General features: G+C 69.6%; 11 protein-coding genes. 6 read left to right on the top strand and 5 right to left on the bottom strand.

Annotation, left to right across the window (positions count from 1 at the left end; all coding sequences use genetic code 11):
- The first annotated feature begins 56 nt into the window (after positions 1-56).
- The 3 genes from ACZ5GP_RS24415 to ACZ5GP_RS24405 all read left to right on the top strand — a co-directional run bounded on the left by ACZ5GP_RS24415 (position 57) and on the right by ACZ5GP_RS24405 (position 6,208).
- Entirely contained in the window at positions 57-4,601 is a 4,545-nt protein-coding gene (locus ACZ5GP_RS24415) for a DUF6531 domain-containing protein (RefSeq protein WP_468752833.1), read from the top strand.
- Between the two features lie 35 nt (positions 4,602-4,636).
- Entirely contained in the window at positions 4,637-5,296 is a 660-nt protein-coding gene (locus tag ACZ5GP_RS24410; protein ID WP_468752832.1) for a DUF6193 family natural product biosynthesis protein, read from the top strand.
- Positions 5,297-5,518: 222 nt separating this feature from the next.
- Positions 5,519-6,208 carry a helix-turn-helix domain-containing protein gene (locus ACZ5GP_RS24405; protein ID WP_468752882.1) on the top strand — a complete coding sequence of 230 codons (690 nt, stop codon included), beginning with the start codon at positions 5,519-5,521 and terminating at the stop codon, positions 6,206-6,208.
- Here ACZ5GP_RS24405 and ACZ5GP_RS24400 read toward each other — a convergent pair.
- Entirely contained in the window at positions 6,205-7,230 is a 1,026-nt protein-coding gene (locus tag ACZ5GP_RS24400) for a 6-phosphofructokinase (RefSeq protein ID WP_358583890.1), read from the bottom strand. The genes ACZ5GP_RS24405 and ACZ5GP_RS24400 overlap by 4 nt on opposite strands.
- Positions 7,231-7,542: 312 nt before the next feature.
- On the opposite strand from ACZ5GP_RS24400, the gene pta reads away from it, so the two are divergent.
- From pta to pyk, 3 genes are all read left to right on the top strand, one after another.
- Positions 7,543-9,621, top strand: coding sequence for a phosphate acetyltransferase (gene pta / locus ACZ5GP_RS24395; protein WP_468752831.1), 2,079 nt, complete (start codon positions 7,543-7,545; stop codon positions 9,619-9,621).
- A 25-nt stretch (positions 9,622-9,646) separates the two neighbouring features.
- Entirely contained in the window at positions 9,647-10,864 is a 1,218-nt protein-coding gene (locus tag ACZ5GP_RS24390; protein ID WP_468752830.1) for an acetate kinase, read from the top strand.
- Between the two features lie 109 nt (positions 10,865-10,973).
- Positions 10,974-12,404, top strand: a complete 1,431-nt coding sequence (gene pyk / locus ACZ5GP_RS24385; protein WP_468752829.1) for a pyruvate kinase — start codon at positions 10,974-10,976, stop codon at positions 12,402-12,404.
- Between the two features lie 69 nt (positions 12,405-12,473).
- On the opposite strand, the gene ACZ5GP_RS24380 is transcribed toward pyk, so the two are convergent.
- The 4 genes from ACZ5GP_RS24380 to ACZ5GP_RS24365 form a co-directional block, all read right to left on the bottom strand.
- Positions 12,474-13,895, bottom strand: coding sequence for a hypothetical protein (locus tag ACZ5GP_RS24380; RefSeq protein WP_468752828.1), 1,422 nt, complete (start codon positions 13,893-13,895; stop codon positions 12,474-12,476).
- The gene (locus ACZ5GP_RS24375; protein ID WP_468752827.1) at positions 13,885-14,397 is read right to left on the bottom strand and encodes a DUF6114 domain-containing protein; all 513 of its coding nucleotides are present in this window, start codon (positions 14,395-14,397) and stop codon (positions 13,885-13,887) included. Before ACZ5GP_RS24375 ends, ACZ5GP_RS24380 begins: the two co-directional genes overlap by 11 nt.
- A gap of 156 nt (positions 14,398-14,553) precedes the next feature.
- Positions 14,554-15,171: a DUF6230 family protein gene (locus ACZ5GP_RS24370; RefSeq protein WP_468752826.1), complete on the bottom strand. Its 618-nt coding sequence runs from the start codon at positions 15,169-15,171 to the stop codon at positions 14,554-14,556.
- A gap of 611 nt (positions 15,172-15,782) precedes the next feature.
- A complete protein-coding gene (locus ACZ5GP_RS24365; RefSeq protein ID WP_468752825.1) occupies positions 15,783-16,766 on the bottom strand; it encodes a tetratricopeptide repeat protein in 984 nt (327 codons plus the stop codon).
- Positions 16,767-17,099: the final 333 nt, after the last annotated feature.

Here is a 17,099-nt window from a genome sequence, read left to right as displayed (position 1 = left end):
ATAGTTTCGTCGGTGCGTGTGGTTGCTGAAGTCGCGGCAGGTACGGGGGACGTCACGTGGGGGGTCATCGACCGAAGGACTGGCATGTCCTGGATCTGGAGAAGGATCCGACGCCGGGTGATCCGCATCGGGTGCGCAAGCTGGCCAAGGACCTGCACGACTTCTCCGACGACGTCGGCAGGGTGCTGCGGGACATCAAGGGCATGGCGGGCGAGGACGCGATCCTCACCTGGGCGGGCAAGACGGCCGAGGCCTTCACGGAGAAGTTCGAGAAGGCCCCCGAGAAGCTGAAGAAGCTCAAGAAGTCCTACGGGATGGCGGGTGACGCGCTGGCCGCGTACTGGCCACAGCTGGAGCGCGCCCAGGCCCTGGCGGACAAGGCGCTGGTCAAGGGCCGCGAGGCCCAGGCCGACCTGTCCTCCGCCAAGTCCCGCCTCACCTCGGCCGACTCCTGGATGGACAAGGCGGGCAAGGAGGCCGACAAGTACAAGGACGGCGGCTCCAAGAGCAAGGACGTGCCCCAGCCCGACCCGGACAAGGTCAAGGCCGCCACCCGTAACGCCGCCTCCGCCGAGAAGGCGCAGAAGTCCGCGCAGGGTGATGTCGACGCGGCCAAGAGCGCGTTGGAGGCGGCGAAGAAGATGGCCGCTGATGCGCGCAAGATGCGTGAGGAGGCGGCGGGGGCGGCCAAGCGGAAGATCGACGAGGCGTCCGACGCCGGTATCCGCAACCGCAAGTGGTGGGAGGAGATCGGCGACTGGGTCTCGGACAACTGGGACAGCATCGTCGCGGTCTGCAAGGTCGTCGTCGCCGTCGTGGGCATCATCGCGATGATCGTCGGCGGCCCCATCCTCGCCGCGATCGTCATCATCGCCGGCGCCATCGTCCTGGCCGACACCCTCAACAAATACCGAAAAGGCCAAGCGGGCCTGATGGACGTGGCCTTCGCGGCGCTCGACTGCGTCCCCGGTATGAAGGGCCTCACCACCGCCGCGAAACTCGGCAAGGGGTTGAAGGGCCTCAAGGGCGGGCTGAAGGGCTTCAAGTCCGCCCGCACCGCGCTGAAGGACGGCGCCAAGGGCGCGTACAGCCGAGTCAAGAGCAAGATCAAGGGCTGCGGCGACCCGGTCGACGTGGCCACCGGGCAGATGTTCCTGGACGCCACCGACGTCACACTGCCCGGCACCCTGCCACTGGTCTTCACCCGCCGGGTCGCCTCCGGTTACCGCAGCGGCGGTTGGTTCGGCCCCACGTGGACCTCCACGCTCGACGAGCGCCTCGAGATCGACGCGGACGGCATCGTCCTCGTCACCGAGGACGGCATGATCCTCGCCTACCCCCATCCGACCGGCCCCGGCACACCCGTGCTGCCGGACTCCGGTCCCCGCCGCCCCCTGGAACGCCTGGCCGACGACGGCTACCGCCTCACCGACCCCCTCACCGGCCTCACCCGCCACTTCGCCCCGCCCGACCCCCACGACGGCGTGGCCCTGCTCACCCGCGTATCCGACCGCAACCACAACACCATCGACTTCGACCACGACGCGGAGGGCATCCCACAGGCCATCCGCCACTCCGGCGGCTACCACCTGAAGCTGACCGTCGAGGCCGACCGGGTCACCGCCCTCAGCCTCGCGGGCGCCGCCGAGGACGGCTCGGACGCCGTGCTCAAGCGCTACGGATACACCGACGGCAACCTCACCACCGTCACCGGCTCCTCGGGCCTCCCCCTGCGCTTCACCTACGACGAGCGACTGCGCATCACCGCCTGGGAGGACACCAACCGGCGGCACTACTTCTACGACTACGACGCGTCGGATCGCTGCGTCAGCCAGTGCGGCGACAACGGCTTCGTCGCGGGGACTTTCGCCTACGACATCCCGGATCCGGAGCGGCCGAACTGTCGGATCACCGCGTACACCACCGCCGAAGGCGCCACCACCCGTTACGCGATCGATGATCACTGCCGGGTCGTCGCCGAGACGAATCCCTTGGGGCATACCGCCGTCACCGAGTACGACGAGCACCACCACATCGCGTCCTGGACCGATGCCCTGGGACACACCACCCGCTATGTGAACAACGCCCTCGGGCAACTCCTTGAGATGACTCGACCGGACGGTGCGGTCAGTCGCTACGCCTACAACGACCTGAACCTGCCCACCGCACTCCAGTTGCCGGACGGAAGCGCCTGGCGGCGGACCTACGACGAACGCGGCAATTGCACGTCCGTCACCGATCCGTCCGGACACGTCACCTCCAGCACGTTCAACGCCTCAGGTCACCTCCTCGCGGTGACGGACGCGCGGGGGCTCACCACCACGGTGCGCTGTGACGCGGCAGGCGTCCCGGTCGAAGCCTCCGATTCCCCGGGGACCACCACCACATGGGAACTCGACGGTTTCGGACGCCCCGTCTCGGTCACGGACCCGAACCGGGGCACTGTTCGGTTCGAGTGGACGACCGAGGGGCAACTGACCCGGCGCACTGATGCCGACGGCACGACCGACACATGGACGTACGACGGTGAAGGCAACCGCACGAGTCACACGGACCCGTCGGGGCGCACAACGCGCTTCGAATACACCCACTTCGACCTGCTCGCCGCCCGTACCTCGCCCGACGGGGCACGGTACGAGTTCGTCCACGATCCGTCGTTGCGGCTCACTCAGGTCAGCGGTCCGCTGGGGCTGCGCTGGACCTACCGCTACGACGCCGCGGGACGGCCCGCGTCCGAGACGGACTTCGACGGTCGCACAGTCACCTACGAGCACGATGCCGCCGGTCGTCTGACAGCACGGACGAACGGTGCCGGGGAAACCGTCACGTTCGAGCGGAACGCACTGGGCCAGACCACCCGAAAGGACGCCGCGGGCGCCGTCACCACCTTCACGTACGATCTGCGCGGTCACCTCACCCACGCGAACGGGCCGGAGTCCGAACTGGTCCTCGGACGCGACCACTTCGGCCAGGTCTTGGCGGAGACCGTGGACGGCCGCACCACGCTGCGTACATACGACGCCGAGGGGCGCACCCTCAGCCGGACCACTCCGTCCGGTGCGCTGAGCAAGTGGACCTACGACATCTCGGGCCGCCCCACGCGGCTCGAGACCTGCGGCAGGGTCATCGATTTCACGCGCGACGCAACAGGTCGCGAGGTTTCCCGGCACATCGGCGAGCAGGTGACCCTTTCCCACGCCTTCGACGAGATGGGACGGCTCAGCGCCCAGTCGGTCGTCACCTCCGACGGCCGAAAGGTGCAGCATCGTTCGTACGTCTACGGGGCGGACAACGGATTGATCAGTGTCGCCGACCAGTCCTCCGGAGACCGGACGTTCGACCTGGATGTGGCGGGCCGGGTCACCGCCGTCCACAGCGAGCAGTGGAGCGAACGCTACGTCTATGACGAGACGGGCAGGCTGACCGAGGGCAGTTGGCCGGACCGGCACCCCGGTCAGGAAGCGACCGGCGAGCGTATCTACGCCGGCACCCGCGTCAGGCGGGCCGGCGGCATCCGTTACGAATACGACGCCCAGGGCCGTGTCGTTCTGCGGCAGAAGGTCCGGCTGTCCCGTAAGCCGGCCACCTGGCGCTACACCTGGGATGCCGAGGACCACCTCACGTCCGTCGTCACCCCGGACGGCACCCGGTGGCGCTACACCTACGACCCGCTGGGCCGTAGGACCGCCAAACAACGGCTCACCCCGGACGGAGAGGCCGTCGTCGAGGAAACCGTCTTCTCGTGGGACGGCACCACCCTCTGCGAGCAGACCACCGTCTCGCGAGACTTGCCGCACCCCCTCACCCTGACCTGGGACCACCAGGGTCTGCACCCCATCTCCCAGACGGAGCGCATCACCGCGGTGGTGAACGCTCCTCAGGAGGAGATCGACAGCCGCTTCTTCGCCATTGTCACCGACCTCGTCGGCTCCCCCACCGAACTGATCGACGAGCGGGGCGTAACGGCGTGGCGGGCCCGCACCACCCTGTGGGGCATCACCGCATGGGCCACCGACAGCACCGCCTACACTCCGCTCCGCTTTCCCGGGCAGTACTTCGACCCGGAGACCGGTCTCCACTACAACCACTTCCGGCACTACGACCCCGAAAGTGCTCGCTACCTCTCCCCCGATCTTCTTGGTCTCGGACCGGCTCCCGATCCCTTCGCCTATGTCAGCAACCCCCTTCTTTGGGCCGACCCTCTGGGGCTCGCCCCCTGTGACGTGGCTCTGGGGTATCGATTCGGCGACACCAAGAAATTCGCGGAGCAGAGAAATTTCACTCACTACATGGATCTCAGTCCCGACGAGTGGCGAGGCCCCGTATTCGCCGCTATCGAGAACGGGGCGGTAAGACTCCATGTGAACACCAAGGGATTCCCCGCCGATGGTTTCGTGGGCATGGCAAAGAGAGGACTTGGACACGATGGTCCTCATTTCCATGCGACGGAGGAAGAGATGGGATTGATCGCCAGAACAGTCAAGCACGGGAAACGCACTTGGGACTCCGTCACCTTCTACGACAAGGACGGCAAGGTCATCGAGGGCATGACGGAGCCGGACTGGGAAAGCATGGGGAGAATCCGGCCGTTCATAGAATGACGGGGGACAATGGCAGGGGATCTAGAATGGGCGTCATGAAGGAAGAACTCTACCCGGACCTGGTCGAAATCGGCGGACTGCAGCAGGCCTTGGCGCATATGGCCGGTCAGCGAGGCAAGGATCTCGGCTTGATCGAAGGGGCGACCTCGCCCTCCTTGGAGGACCCCAACAGCGCCAAGCTGCTGTCGGGGAGAGGGACCATCATGATCTACCTCGGGGCCGAGGAGCGACGCTTTTTCATCAGCACGGCGAACGTCCGGCACTCCTGGATGGAAGGCGTCACCGACGACTTCGGCGACGTCGTGGGCGTGGTGCTCGCCTGGCAGAGCGGTGCGACGCTGCAGGATCTGCGTTCCCGTTATCCCTTCATGGAGTACAACGAACTCGCACAGGCGAATGAGGACGGCGATCCGGTCGCGACGCAGTGGGACGTCCTCCTGCGTGACGACGCGTTCGCCGATTATCTGCCACTGACCCGCGAAATCCATGCCCAAGAGCGACTGCGTCCCCTGTTCCCCTTCTACAGCATGGGGATGCTCCGCCTCTCCCGGGACCATACGAGTCGGCAGGCGGGCGAGATCAGGATCTCGCCTCTGCGCGGTGGCGGCTACCGCGTCGAGTCCACCACTTCCGGCGAGCAGATCCACGTGGCGGCGATGGACCAACTCGCCGACGCCGCGCTCTCGCTCCTGTAGTCCCGCCGGATCAAAGACGCCCGGAAAGACGCCCGTCCCGAGGCCGGACGGACCCCGTACCTTCCCACCAATCCGCAACCTCGTAGGAACGCACCGTAGTCGCCACCCCCGCAGGCGCCTACGGTGTGCCCCGTGCAATCGAGCCAACCGAGCCAGTCATCGCACCAGCCCACACCCCCCTTCAATTTCCCCGTCGCCCGGCGCCTGCGCGAGGCGCTGGGGATGGCGCACGGGCATGTCGCGTACGGGATGCGGGCCGGTTACGGGCTCACGTACGTCACGGCCGACACCGTCGCCGCCTGGGAGCGCGGGCTCGCCTCACCCAGTTCCGTCGAGCTGAGCGCGCTGGCGGCCACGCTCTGGTGCTCGCCCGGCGAACTGATGGGCGCCGCGCGGACCCTGCGGGAGCACCGGCTCGCGCGCGGGCTCGCGCCGGAGGACCTCGCGCGGCAGGCCGGCGTGGAGATCCAGACGTATCTGCGGATGGAGGAGACCGACAGCTGGCGCGGCAACGAACGGCAGTCCGCCGCCCTCGCCCGCGCCCTGGACCTCGACCTGCCCGACTTCGTGACCGTGACCGGGCGCTCCGAGGAACTCGCCGAACTGCTGCGCAGCGCGGTCACCGCCCGCTGGCAGGGATACGTACGGCCCGTCGCCAAGCTGCTGGCGGTGGAGCGGCGGCACGTCGAGGGCGCGCTGCGGCAGATGTACGACGACTACCAGTCCCGGATGGCGCGGACGCTGAACTGGGGCGGCGGCGCCGGCTCGGACGCCTCCGGCGAGGCCGGGCGGGACTACCTGGACCGCATCCTGGAGCACTTCTGGCCCCTGGTCGCCCCGGGCACCGCAAGGACTGACCCCGGCACCCCGCCGATGCCGCCCCGGAACCCCGCCCCGGGGCACCGCCGCTAGAACACCGACTCCGCCTCGTCCATCCGGTCCTTCGGCACCGTCTTCAGCTCCGTGACCGCCTCCGCGAGCGGCACCATCTGGATGTCGGTGCCGCGCAGCGCCGTCATCTTGCCGTACTCCCCGCGGTGCACCGCCTCCACCGCGTGCCAGCCGAAGCGGGTCGCGAGGACGCGGTCGTAGGCGGTGGGGGTGCCGCCGCGCTGGACGTGGCCGAGGATGACCGGCTTGGCCTCCTTGCCGAGGCGGGCCTCCAGCTCGTACGCCAGCGCGGTGCCGATGCCCTGGAAGCGCTCGTGGCCGAACTGGTCGATCGCGCCCTTGCCGTAGTTCATCGTGCCGTCCAGCGGGTGCGCGCCCTCGGCCACGCAGATCACCGCGAACTTCTTGCCGCGCGAGAACCGCTCCTCGACCAGCGCGACCAGGTCGGCGGGGTCGAAGGGGCGCTCGGGCAGGCAGATGCCGTGGGCACCGCCGGCCATGCCGGACTCCAGGGCGATCCAGCCGGCGTGCCGGCCCATGACCTCGACGACCATCACGCGCTGATGCGACTCGGCGGTCGTCTTCAGGCGGTCCATGGCCTCCGTGGCCACGCCCACCGCCGTGTCGAAGCCGAAGGTGCGGTCCGTGGAGGAGATGTCGTTGTCGATCGTCTTGGGGACGCCGACGACCGGCACGCCCGCGTCGGCGAGCATGCCCGCCGCGGTCAGGGTGCCCTCGCCGCCGATCGGGATGAGCGCGTCGAAGCCGCTCTTCTCGATGAGCTCCTTGGCGTTGTCGCAGGCGGCGCGGAAGCGGCCGCGCTCCAGGCGCGAGGAGCCGAGGATCGTGCCGCCGCGGGCCAGGATGCCGCTCACCGCGTTCAGGTCGAGGGGCCGGTAGCGTCCGTCGAGCAGGCCCGCGTAGCCGTCCTCGAAGCCGATGACCTCGTCGCCGTAGTGCGTCACGGCGCGGTGCACGACCGACCGGATCACTGCGTTGAGGCCGGGGCAGTCGCCGCCCGCGGTGAGAATTCCGATACGCATCGCGCTGTGTCTCCTGCTCGCTGTTGGTACTTGTGAGCCGGTCCGATTGTTCCACGGCCGGAAGGGGGACGCCGCTCACACCTGTCCGACGCACGCCCGTGCGATAGGGCGGCGATACGGGGGCAGGGGCGGGGAAGAGGCCCCGCGACCCCCGCCGACGGGCCTTCGGTCCGGCGGGCGGCTTAGCCAGCCGCAGAGGTATTGTCAAGAGGGCACAGCCGCGATATCAGGTAATTTGTCCAGCTCACTCGGGGTACCTCACAGATCCCGGCGGACGGCGACGAGCAGGCAGCGAAGAAGGGGAGAGCACGCGTGACGCGCAGCGTGTACGTGACCGGGATCGACCGCGGCGACGGCCGCCAGGTCGTCGAGCTGGGAGTCATGGAGCTCCTGACGCGCCAGGTCGACCGGGTCGGCGTCTTCAGGCCGCTCGTGCACGACGGTCCCGACCGCCTCTTCGACCTGCTGCGGGCCCGCTACCGCCTCTCGCAGGACGCCGCGACCGTCTACGGCATGGGCTACCACGAGGCGTCCGCGCTCCAGGCCGAGCGCGGCACCGACGAACTGGTCTCGCGGATCGTCGACCGCTTCCACCGGGTCGCCGCGGACTACGAGGTGGTCCTGGTCCTCGGCACGGACTTCGCCGACACCCAGCTCCCCGACGAGCTGGCGCTCAACGCCCGCCTCGCCAACGAGTTCGGCGCCTCGGTGCTGCCCGTGGTCGGCGGCAAGAACCAGACCGCGGAGTCGGTGCACGCCGAGACGCGCAACGCCCACCGCGCCTACGACAGCCTGGGCTGCGACGTCCTCGCCATGATCACCAACCGGGTGGCCCCCGCCGACCGCGACGAGATCCACGAGCGGCTGAGGGCCGCTCTGCCCGTGCCCTGCTACGTCCTGCCCGACGAGGCCGCGCTCTCCGCGCCGACGGTCGCGCAGATCACCCACGCCCTCGGCGGCCGGGTCCTGCTCGGCGACGACGCGGGGCTCGCCCGCGACGCCCTGGACTTCGTCTTCGGCGGCGCCATGCTGCCGAACTTCCTCAACGCCCTGACCCCGGGCTGCCTCGTCGTCACCCCCGGCGACCGCGCCGACCTCGTGGTGGGCTCCCTCGCCGCGCACAGCGCCGGCACGCCGCCCATCGCGGGCGTCCTGCTGACCCTCGACGAGCAGCCCGGCCAGGAGATCCTCACCCTCGCCGACCGCCTCGCGCCCGGCACCCCGGTGGTCGCCGTCTCCGGTGGCTCCTTCCCGACGGCCGCCGAGCTGTTCGCCCTGGAGGGCAAGCTGAACGCGGCGACGCCCCGCAAGGCGGAGACCGCCCTCGGCCTCTTCGAGCGGTACGTCGACACCGCCGACCTGCTGGGGCGCGTCTCCACGCCGAGCAGCGACCGCGTCACGCCGATGATGTTCGAGCACAAGCTCCTGGAGCGGGCCCGCGCCGACCGGCGCCGCGTCGTGCTGCCCGAGGGCACCGAGGAACGCGTACTGCGCGCCGCCGACGTACTGCTGCGCCGGGGCGTGTGCGACCTGACGCTGCTCGGCCCCGTCGAGCAGATCCGCAAGAAGGCCGCGGACCTCGGTGTGGACCTCGCCGACTCCGAGCTGATCGACCCGCAGACCTCCGAGCTGCGGGACCGCTTCGCCGGGAAGTACGCGGAGCTGCGCGCCCACAAGGGCGTCACCGTCGAGCTGGCGTACGACGTGGTGGCCGACGTCAACTACTTCGGCACGCTGATGGTCCAGGAGGGCCTGGCCGACGGCATGGTGTCGGGCTCCGTGCACTCCACGGCCGCGACCATCCGGCCCGCCTTCGAGATCATCAAGACCAAGCCGGACGCCTCGATCGTGTCGTCGGTCTTCTTCATGTGCCTGGCCGACAAGGTCCTCGTCTACGGCGACTGCGCGGTGAACCCGGACCCCGACGCCGAGCAGCTCGCCGACATCGCCGTGCAGGCGGCGGCCACCGCCGCGCAGTTCGGGGTCGAGCCGCGGATCGCGATGCTCTCGTACTCGACGGGCACCTCCGGTTCGGGCGCGGACGTCGACAAGGTGCGCGAGGCCACACAGAAGGTGCGGGCCGGCCGCCCGGATCTACGGATCGAGGGCCCGATCCAGTACGACGCCGCCGTGGAGCCGTCGGTCGCGGCCACCAAGCTGCCGGGCTCCGACGTCGCGGGCCAGGCCAGCGTGCTGATCTTCCCGGACCTCAACACCGGCAACAACACCTACAAGGCCGTGCAGCGCTCGGCCGGCGCGATCGCCGTCGGCCCGGTCCTCCAGGGACTGCGCAAGCCGGTCAACGACCTGTCCAGGGGCGCGCTCGTCCAGGACATCGTGAACACCGTCGCCATCACGGCGATCCAGTCCCAGACCCCGGCCGCCGGCTGACCCCCACAGAAAGCACCCCGAATCCGTGACTGCTACGCGCGTCCTCGTCCTCAACTCCGGCTCCTCGTCGGTGAAGTACCAGCTGCTCGACATGCGCGACAGCTCACGCCTGGCCGTCGGCCTCGTCGAGCGGATCGGCGAGGAGACCTCGCGGCTCAAGCACACCCCGCTGGCCGGCGACGGTGAGTCCCGTGAGCGCGAGGAGCCGATCGCCGACCACGAGGCGGCGCTGCAGGCCGTCGCCGGGGAGCTGGCCGCCGACGGGCTCGGCCTCGACTCCCCCGAGCTGGCCGCGATAGGCCACCGGGTGGTGCACGGCGGCCTGAAGTTCTCCGCGCCGACCGTGATCACCGACGAGGTGCTCCAGGAGATCGAGCGGCTGGTGCCGGTGGCGCCGCTGCACAACCCCGCCAACATCACGGGCATCCGCACCGCGCAGGCGCTGCGCCCCGACCTGCCCCAGGTCGCCGTCTTCGACACCGCGTTCCACACGACGATGCCGGAGTCCGCGGCGCGCTACGCGATCGACGTGCGGACCGCCGACGAGCACCGCGTGCGGCGCTACGGCTTCCACGGCACCTCGCACGCGTACGTCTCCCGCAAGACCGCCCAGCTGCTGGGCAAGGCGCCCGAGGACGTCAACGTCATCGTGCTGCACCTGGGCAACGGCGCCTCGGCGACGGCCGTGCGGGCCGGCAGGTGCGTGGACACCTCGATGGGTCTCACGCCGCTGGAGGGGCTGGTGATGGGCACCCGTTCCGGCGACCTGGACCCGGCGGTCATCTTCCATCTGGCGCGGGTCGGCGGGATGTCCGTGGACGAGATCGACGTCCTGCTCAACAAGAAGAGCGGCCTGATCGGCCTCTGCGGCGACAACGACATGCGGGAGATCCGGCGCCGCGTGGACGAGGGCGACCAGGGGGCCGCGCTCGCCTTCGACATCTACATCCACCGCCTGAAGAAGTACATCGGCGCCTACTACGCCGTGCTCGGCCGCGTGGACGCCGTGGCGTTCACGGCGGGCGTCGGTGAGAACGCGGCGCCGGTCCGCGAGGCGGCCGTGGCGGGCCTGGAGGAGCTGGGGCTCGCGGTCGACGGGGAACTCAATTCCGTACGTTCCGACGAAGCGCGGCTCATTTCACCCGAGTACGCGCGTGTGGCGGTCGCCGTGGTTCCCACGGACGAGGAACTGGAGATCGCCGACCAGACATACGCGCTGGTGGGAAAGGGTTCGGCGGAGTAATGCGGACACCGCGCCGAAACCCCCGCAACGACTGAGCGCACATCCGCCCATTTGTAGATTCCACCAGACGGAATATTCCGAAGCGAAACAAACCGATAGGATCGCCCCCATGCGCCGTTCCAAAATCGTCTGCACGCTGGGCCCCGCCGTCGACTCCGAAGAGCAGCTCGTCTCGCTGATCGAGGCCGGCATGAACGTGGCCCGCTTCAACTTCAGCCACGGCACGCACGCCGAGCACCAGGGCCGGTACGACCGTGTCCGCTCGGCCGCCGCGAAGACCGGCCGTGCCATCGGCGTCCTCGCCGACCTCCAGGGCCCGAAGATCCGTCTGGAGACCTTCGCCGAGGGCCCCGTCGAGCTGGTGCGCGGTGACGAGTTCACCATCACCACCGAGGACGTGCCCGGCGACAAGTCGATCTGCGGCACCACCTACAAGGGCCTGCCGGGCGATGTCTCCAAGGGCGACCAGATCCTCATCAACGACGGCAACGTCGAGCTGCGCGTCGTCGAGGTGGACGGCCCGCGCGTGAAGACGATCGTGGTCGAGGGCGGTGTCATCTCCGACCACAAGGGCATCAACCTGCCCGGCGCGGCCGTGAACGTGCCCGCGCTGTCCGAGAAGGACGTCGAGGACCTGCGCTTCGCCCTGAAGATGGGCTGCGACATGGTCGCCCTGTCCTTCGTGCGGGACGCGGGCGACGTCAAGGACGTCCACAAGGTGATGGACGAGGAGGGCCGCCGGGTCCCCGTCATCGCCAAGGTGGAGAAGCCGCAGGCCGTCGCCAACATGGAGGGCGTCGTCGCGGCGTTCGACGCCGTGATGGTGGCCCGCGGCGACCTCGCGGTGGAGTACCCGCTCGAAAAGGTCCCGATGGTGCAGAAGCGCCTCGTGGAGATGTGCCGCCGCAACGCCAAGCCGGTGATCGTCGCGACCCAGATGATGGAGTCGATGATCACCAACTCACGCCCCACGCGCGCCGAGGCGTCCGACGTCGCCAACGCGATCCTGGACGGCGCGGACGCGGTCATGCTGTCGGCCGAGTCGAGTGTCGGCGCGTACCCGATCGAGACCGTCAAGACGATGTCGAAGATCGTCGTGGCGGCCGAGGAGGAGCTGCTCTCCAAGGGCCTGCAGCCGCTCGTGCCCGGCAAGAAGCCGCGCACGCAGGGCGGTTCGGTGGCCCGCGCCGCCGCCGAGATCGCCGACTTCCTCGGCGGCAAGGCGCTGGTGGCCTTCACCCAGTCCGGTGACACCGCGCGCCGGCTGTCCCGCTACCGCGCGGCCCAGCCGGTCCTCGCCTTCACCACCGACGAGTCGACCCGCAACCAGCTCACGCTGAGCTGGGGCGTGGACACCTACGTCGTGCCGCACGTCGACAACACCGACGCGATGGTGGAGCTGGTCGACGCCGAGCTGATCAAGCTCAACCGCTTCAACGACGGCGACACGGTCGTCATCACCGCGGGCTCGCCCCCCGGCGTCCCCGGCACCACCAACATGGTGCGGGTGCACCACCTGGGCGGCATCGACCGCGACTGACGGTCCGTATCCGCGCATACGAGATGAGGGCGCCCCCAGCGACAGGGGGCGCCCTCATGTGCGTACGGCTCAGTCGGTGATCGACTGGTGGAGGCCGGGGATGGTGAGGTCACCGCCGAACTGGCCCGCCTGCTGCACCTTCACATCCGTGAAGTAGATCAGCGGGATGTTCAGCGGCGGCGGGTGCTCGGGGTCGAAGGTGATCGGGATGAGCCCGAACAGCTTGCCCGAGATCCGCTCGGTGTACATCGTCGTCGCGCCGTTGCGGATGGTGGACTTGGAGCCCTTGGCGGCCTCGACGTGGTACTTCCTGCCACCCGGCCCCTCGACGATCTGGTGCAGGTCCACGATGTCCGTCTTCTGGACGACGTACTTCAGCGCCTGCTTGGTTTCGCCGTTCGCCATCGTGAGGTTCACGACGCCCTGGTAGTCGGCGTCCATGAGCTTGAGCGAGGTGGCCTCCAGGTGCCACGGCTGGTTCGGGATCGGCACGGGCGTCTGCTCGGCCTCGCCGTCGACCTTCTTCTCGACCACGCACGGGAACGGCTTCTTGCCGTTCGCGTCCGGCGCCATCGGGTCCTCGGGCCCGTCCTTCGCCTCGTCGTCCGCCGGGTCGTCCGCAGTCTCGTCCGCGGCCTCGCCGGTGGTGTCCTCGCCCTTCTTCGCGCCGTCCTCGACGCCGTCCTCGACCTTGTCGGCGGTGTCCTTGACCGGGTCCTCGCCCTTGTCCTTGTCCTCGACCGGGTCCTTGTCGGTGTCCTTGGCCGGGTCCTCGGGAGACGTGGTCTTGTCCGGGGCCGGGGCGTCCGGGGCCGACGCGTCGGAGTCCGTCTCCTTCGCGGCGGGCTCGTCGGGCCCGTCGGGCGTGAAGACGTCCTTGAGGGCGTCGCCGAGACCCAGCGGGTCCCACGGGTTCCTGGTCTTGCCCGGCTCGGGCTCGGACTGCGGGCCGGACTCGGGGGCCGGCTTCGGGGCGGGCTCGCCGGTCTCGTCCTTCTCGCCGGCCGACGGCGTGGGAACCGGCTCGGTCCTGTCGTCCTTGTCCCGGTCGTCGGGAGTCCGGTCACCGGAACCCTGATCGCCGGAACCCTCGTCACCGGTGGAGGGTGTCCCGGACGCGGGCGGCTCGCCGGGGCCCTTCCCGTCCTTCTCCGCGTCGCTCTTCGCGGGGTCGTCCTTCGCGGGGTCGTCCTTCGCCTTGTCCTCGGCGTCCTGGCCGGCCTTGTCGGCGTCCGCTTCCTTGTCCGGCGCCGTGACGCACGGGCCGTCCTGGAAGGGGTTCTCGGGCACCCCGGGCCTCGCCTGCGCGAGCGTCGGGGTCAGTCCCATGCCCATCAGCACCGCGGTGGGCATCGCGGCGAGCGCGATCGCCTTGCCCGCGGGCACCTGGAGGCGGGTCAGCAGCGGCTTCCTGGGCGCCGCGTGACGCGGCCCGGTTCTCACCCGGGACTCCCCCGCGGAGCCCTCGTGGCGCGCCTCGTCAGCCGGCACGGTGCCTCCCGTTCGTGACGCTCGCCGGGCTCGTACCCGGCAGCTCGTCCTGTCCGCCGCTCCCCCCGCCCGCGGCCTTCCCGCCCGGGGCCACCGCGGCGGCGGGCCGTCCGGGCGCCCAGGAGACGCCGAGGGCGCCGCCGAGCAGGGCGAGCAGGAAGCCGATGACGAAGCCGCCGAAGTTGGAGACCACCAGGGAGACCAGGGCGAGCAGAATCGCCGCGACGCCCGCGAAGATCCGGGAGTGCGGCTGGAACCACATGGTCAGGCCGAGCACGACCAACAGCACGCCGATGATCAGGGATCCGGCGCCGGCGGTGGTCGCCATCCGGATGGTCATCGTGCCGAGCGTGAGGTTCGCGTACGGGAAGTACATGATCGGGAGGCCGCCGAGCATCGTCAGCAGACCGCCCCAGAACGGGCGCCGACCGCGCCACCCCCAAAACGATCGGCGCGTCCGGCCGAGCATTTCGCCCAGTCCCACTTGCGCTTCGGCGCTCATGTCGTACAGCTCCTCGGGAATGGCTTGGTCCTGTGTGTCATGCGGGTTCGGGCACGGGGACGGCTCCGTCGATGTGCCGTCGCGCCCCCGCGCCCGGCCGTTCATAGCAGCGAGTGCTTACCGGAACGCATGCCCCCTACTGGGGTGCCAACGGCCCTAGTAGCACTCGTGCTTGCCCTTTTTGACCGACATGTCGAGGCCGGAGAGCTTGAAGGTGCCGGCCGTGGTCGCCCACGCGCGCTGGCGGACATCGGTGAACTTCACCGACTCCGCCTGCTGCGCGAACGAGTCCTCGACGTAGTGGTCGCCCTTCGCCGGGCCCGGTCCCTTGGTGGTCTGGTCGACCGAGACGCCGATGTCGACCTTGCGGAAGGTCGCGTTGGCCTTCAGGTCGTCGGCGTCGATGTACAGCTTCTTGGCGATGACCTTCGGGGAACCGGTCTGGCCGGCCCTGAGGGTCATCGACACGTCGCCGAAGACCGGGACGGGCACGACCACCGACTGACACAGGTTGGTGATCTTGGCCGAGTCGAGGCCGACGACGGCCACCGGGTGCTTGCCCGACTTGCCCACGTCCAAGGCGCCGTACTGGACGAACCCCTTGCCGTTGAGTTCGTCGGCGGTCACCTTGAACTGCTGACCCGACACACTGAACGATGCCGCGAGCGCGCCCTGGGACAGGGCGACGCCTATCGCGGCGGTAGCCGCGACGCTCGGCACCATGACCACGGCGAACCGCTTCCATCTGGTTCCGCCACGAGCCACGGATTCCATGACTTTCCTCCTTCTCGGACGTACATCTCCGGCCCTGACTGCGCCCGTTCGGACGGGTCAGCCGGGCAGGGATGGGAGAAGTGCTACGTCCTCGGGAAGGAGAGCGCCCGCATCGTAGGGCGCGAACCGCACCACACATCACCGGCGATCACCCCCGAGCGACAACCACTGGTCGCGCCTGACGCACATCACGCACAACCTCGATGGACAGGCCCTGCCGGGGACGGCAGAGACCCCCCTGTCCCAGACCGGCGACGGCGTCACCGGTCTGCTCGGTGGGGACCCGAAACCCCCGCTCCCGACTGGCTGTCGGACTGCGGGTCATCGGACCGAGCGTCGCCGATCGTGGTGCATTCTCGGCCCCCGCACAAGGGGCGTCATTACTGGCTAGTAACGGCCGGATAACCGATCCGCGACCGCCCGGTATCGGTCGGCCACGGACGGTGGCTCAACGGCGGGGAGCAGAACGGGGCATGAACGGGCGAACCCGCCCAGAGGAACACTCTCGACTTACTCCAAGTAACAGTGGCCGTGATTTGCCAAGTTTTGGCAAATCACGGCCACTGTCGTGTCCTGGGGACGGAGTTCTCAGCTGGGGCGAGGGGTACGGATCAGAAGAGCACCCTGGCCAGCGCGGTGCGTGCCGAGGTCACCCGGGGGTCGTCCGCGCCCACCACCTCGAAGAGTTCCAGCAGCCGCACCCGGGCGGCGTCGCGGTCGTCGCCCGCCGTGCGCCGCACCGTGTCGATGAGCCGCCCGAAGGCGTCCTCGACATGGCCGCCCACCAGGTCCAGGTCGGCCGCAGCGATCTGCGCCGCCACGTCGGCGGGCCGGTCGGCCGCGTCCTTGCGGACCTGCTGCGCGTCCAGGCCCTGTACGCGCTGGAGCAGTTCGGCCTGCGCGAGGCCGAGCTTGGCCTCCGTGTTGGCCGGATCGTCGCCGAGCACGTTCTTGTACGCCTGTACGGCACCGGCCAGGTCGCCCGCGTCCAGCGCCTGTACGGCCGATTCGAGCAGGGCGTCGTAAGGACCGGCGGGCACCTCGGCGGGGGCGGCGGCCTGCGGGCCCTCGGCGCCCGGGTCGACCGTGAGGCCGGTCAGGCCGAAGCGCTCCTCGCCGACCTGGATGAGCTGGTCCAGGGTCTGGCGGATCTGCGCCTCGGGGGCGGCACCCTGGAAGAGCGGCAGGGCCTGGCCGGCCACCACCGCGAAGACAGCCGGGATGCCCTGGATCCCGAACTGCTGCATCAACATCTGGTTCGCGTCGACATCGATCTTGGCGAGCAGGAAACGGCCGTTGTACTCCTCGGCGAGCCGCTCCAGCAGGGGGCCGAGCTGCTTGCACGGCTCGCACCACTCGGCCCAGAAGTCGATGACGACGGGGACCTCGGTGGAGCGCTGGAGGACCTCGCGTTCAAAGCCCGCTTCGTCGACGTCGATGACCAGGCTCGACGCGGACACCGCGGCGACCGCCGCGCCTCCGCCCTGCCGGGCCGCTTCGGCGCGCGCCTGCTCCGCCTTCACCTTGGCCTCCTGGGCCGCCTTGACGGCGGCGAGGTCGACGACTCCGCTCATGGACATGTTCCGTGGCTGCATGAGTACATCCTCCCCCAAGCCGTACGGGAACCACGCCCGTCCGTGGCCCCCCGCCGGATTGCGGGGTCACAGGGGGCACGGTCCAAGGTCCGCAGGAGGACCGTCGGTTGGCGCGGGGTCCCCACCCCGGGCCGGTCGTGCGTTCGCGCGTGCTGCGTGGTTGTCGCTCGTAGCGCTCGCTGACGGGGGGTACGAGGTCCGGTCTGCGCCGCTCGTCCTCGCCCTCACCCCGTCAGCTTTCGCTACGGGTCGTAGCGTAACCGCCGAGCCTTGGCCATGGGTAGCCGTCGTCGGTGATCTCCCTCACTGCCGGGTGCACGGGGCTCCCTGAGC

Source organism: Streptomyces sp. NPDC031466, from assembly GCF_055581265.1.
This window is presented reverse-complemented; position numbering and strand designations above follow the sequence as displayed.

Excerpts from the sequence above, each read along its gene's own strand:
- ACZ5GP_RS24410 (WP_468752832.1), top strand. The coding sequence starts at position 4,637 with ATGAAGGAAGAACTCTACCCGGACCTGGTCGAAATCGGCGGACTGCAG.
- ACZ5GP_RS24405 (WP_468752882.1), top strand. The coding sequence starts at position 5,519 with ATGGCGCACGGGCATGTCGCGTACGGGATGCGGGCCGGTTACGGGCTC.
- ACZ5GP_RS24400 (WP_358583890.1), bottom strand. The coding sequence starts at position 7,230 with ATGCGTATCGGAATTCTCACCGCGGGCGGCGACTGCCCCGGCCTCAAC.
- pyk (WP_468752829.1), top strand. The coding sequence starts at position 10,974 with ATGCGCCGTTCCAAAATCGTCTGCACGCTGGGCCCCGCCGTCGACTCC.
- ACZ5GP_RS24375 (WP_468752827.1), bottom strand. The coding sequence starts at position 14,397 with ATGAGCGCCGAAGCGCAAGTGGGACTGGGCGAAATGCTCGGCCGGACG.
- ACZ5GP_RS24370 (WP_468752826.1), bottom strand. The coding sequence starts at position 15,171 with ATGGAATCCGTGGCTCGTGGCGGAACCAGATGGAAGCGGTTCGCCGTG.
- ACZ5GP_RS24365 (WP_468752825.1), bottom strand. The coding sequence starts at position 16,766 with ATGCAGCCACGGAACATGTCCATGAGCGGAGTCGTCGACCTCGCCGCC.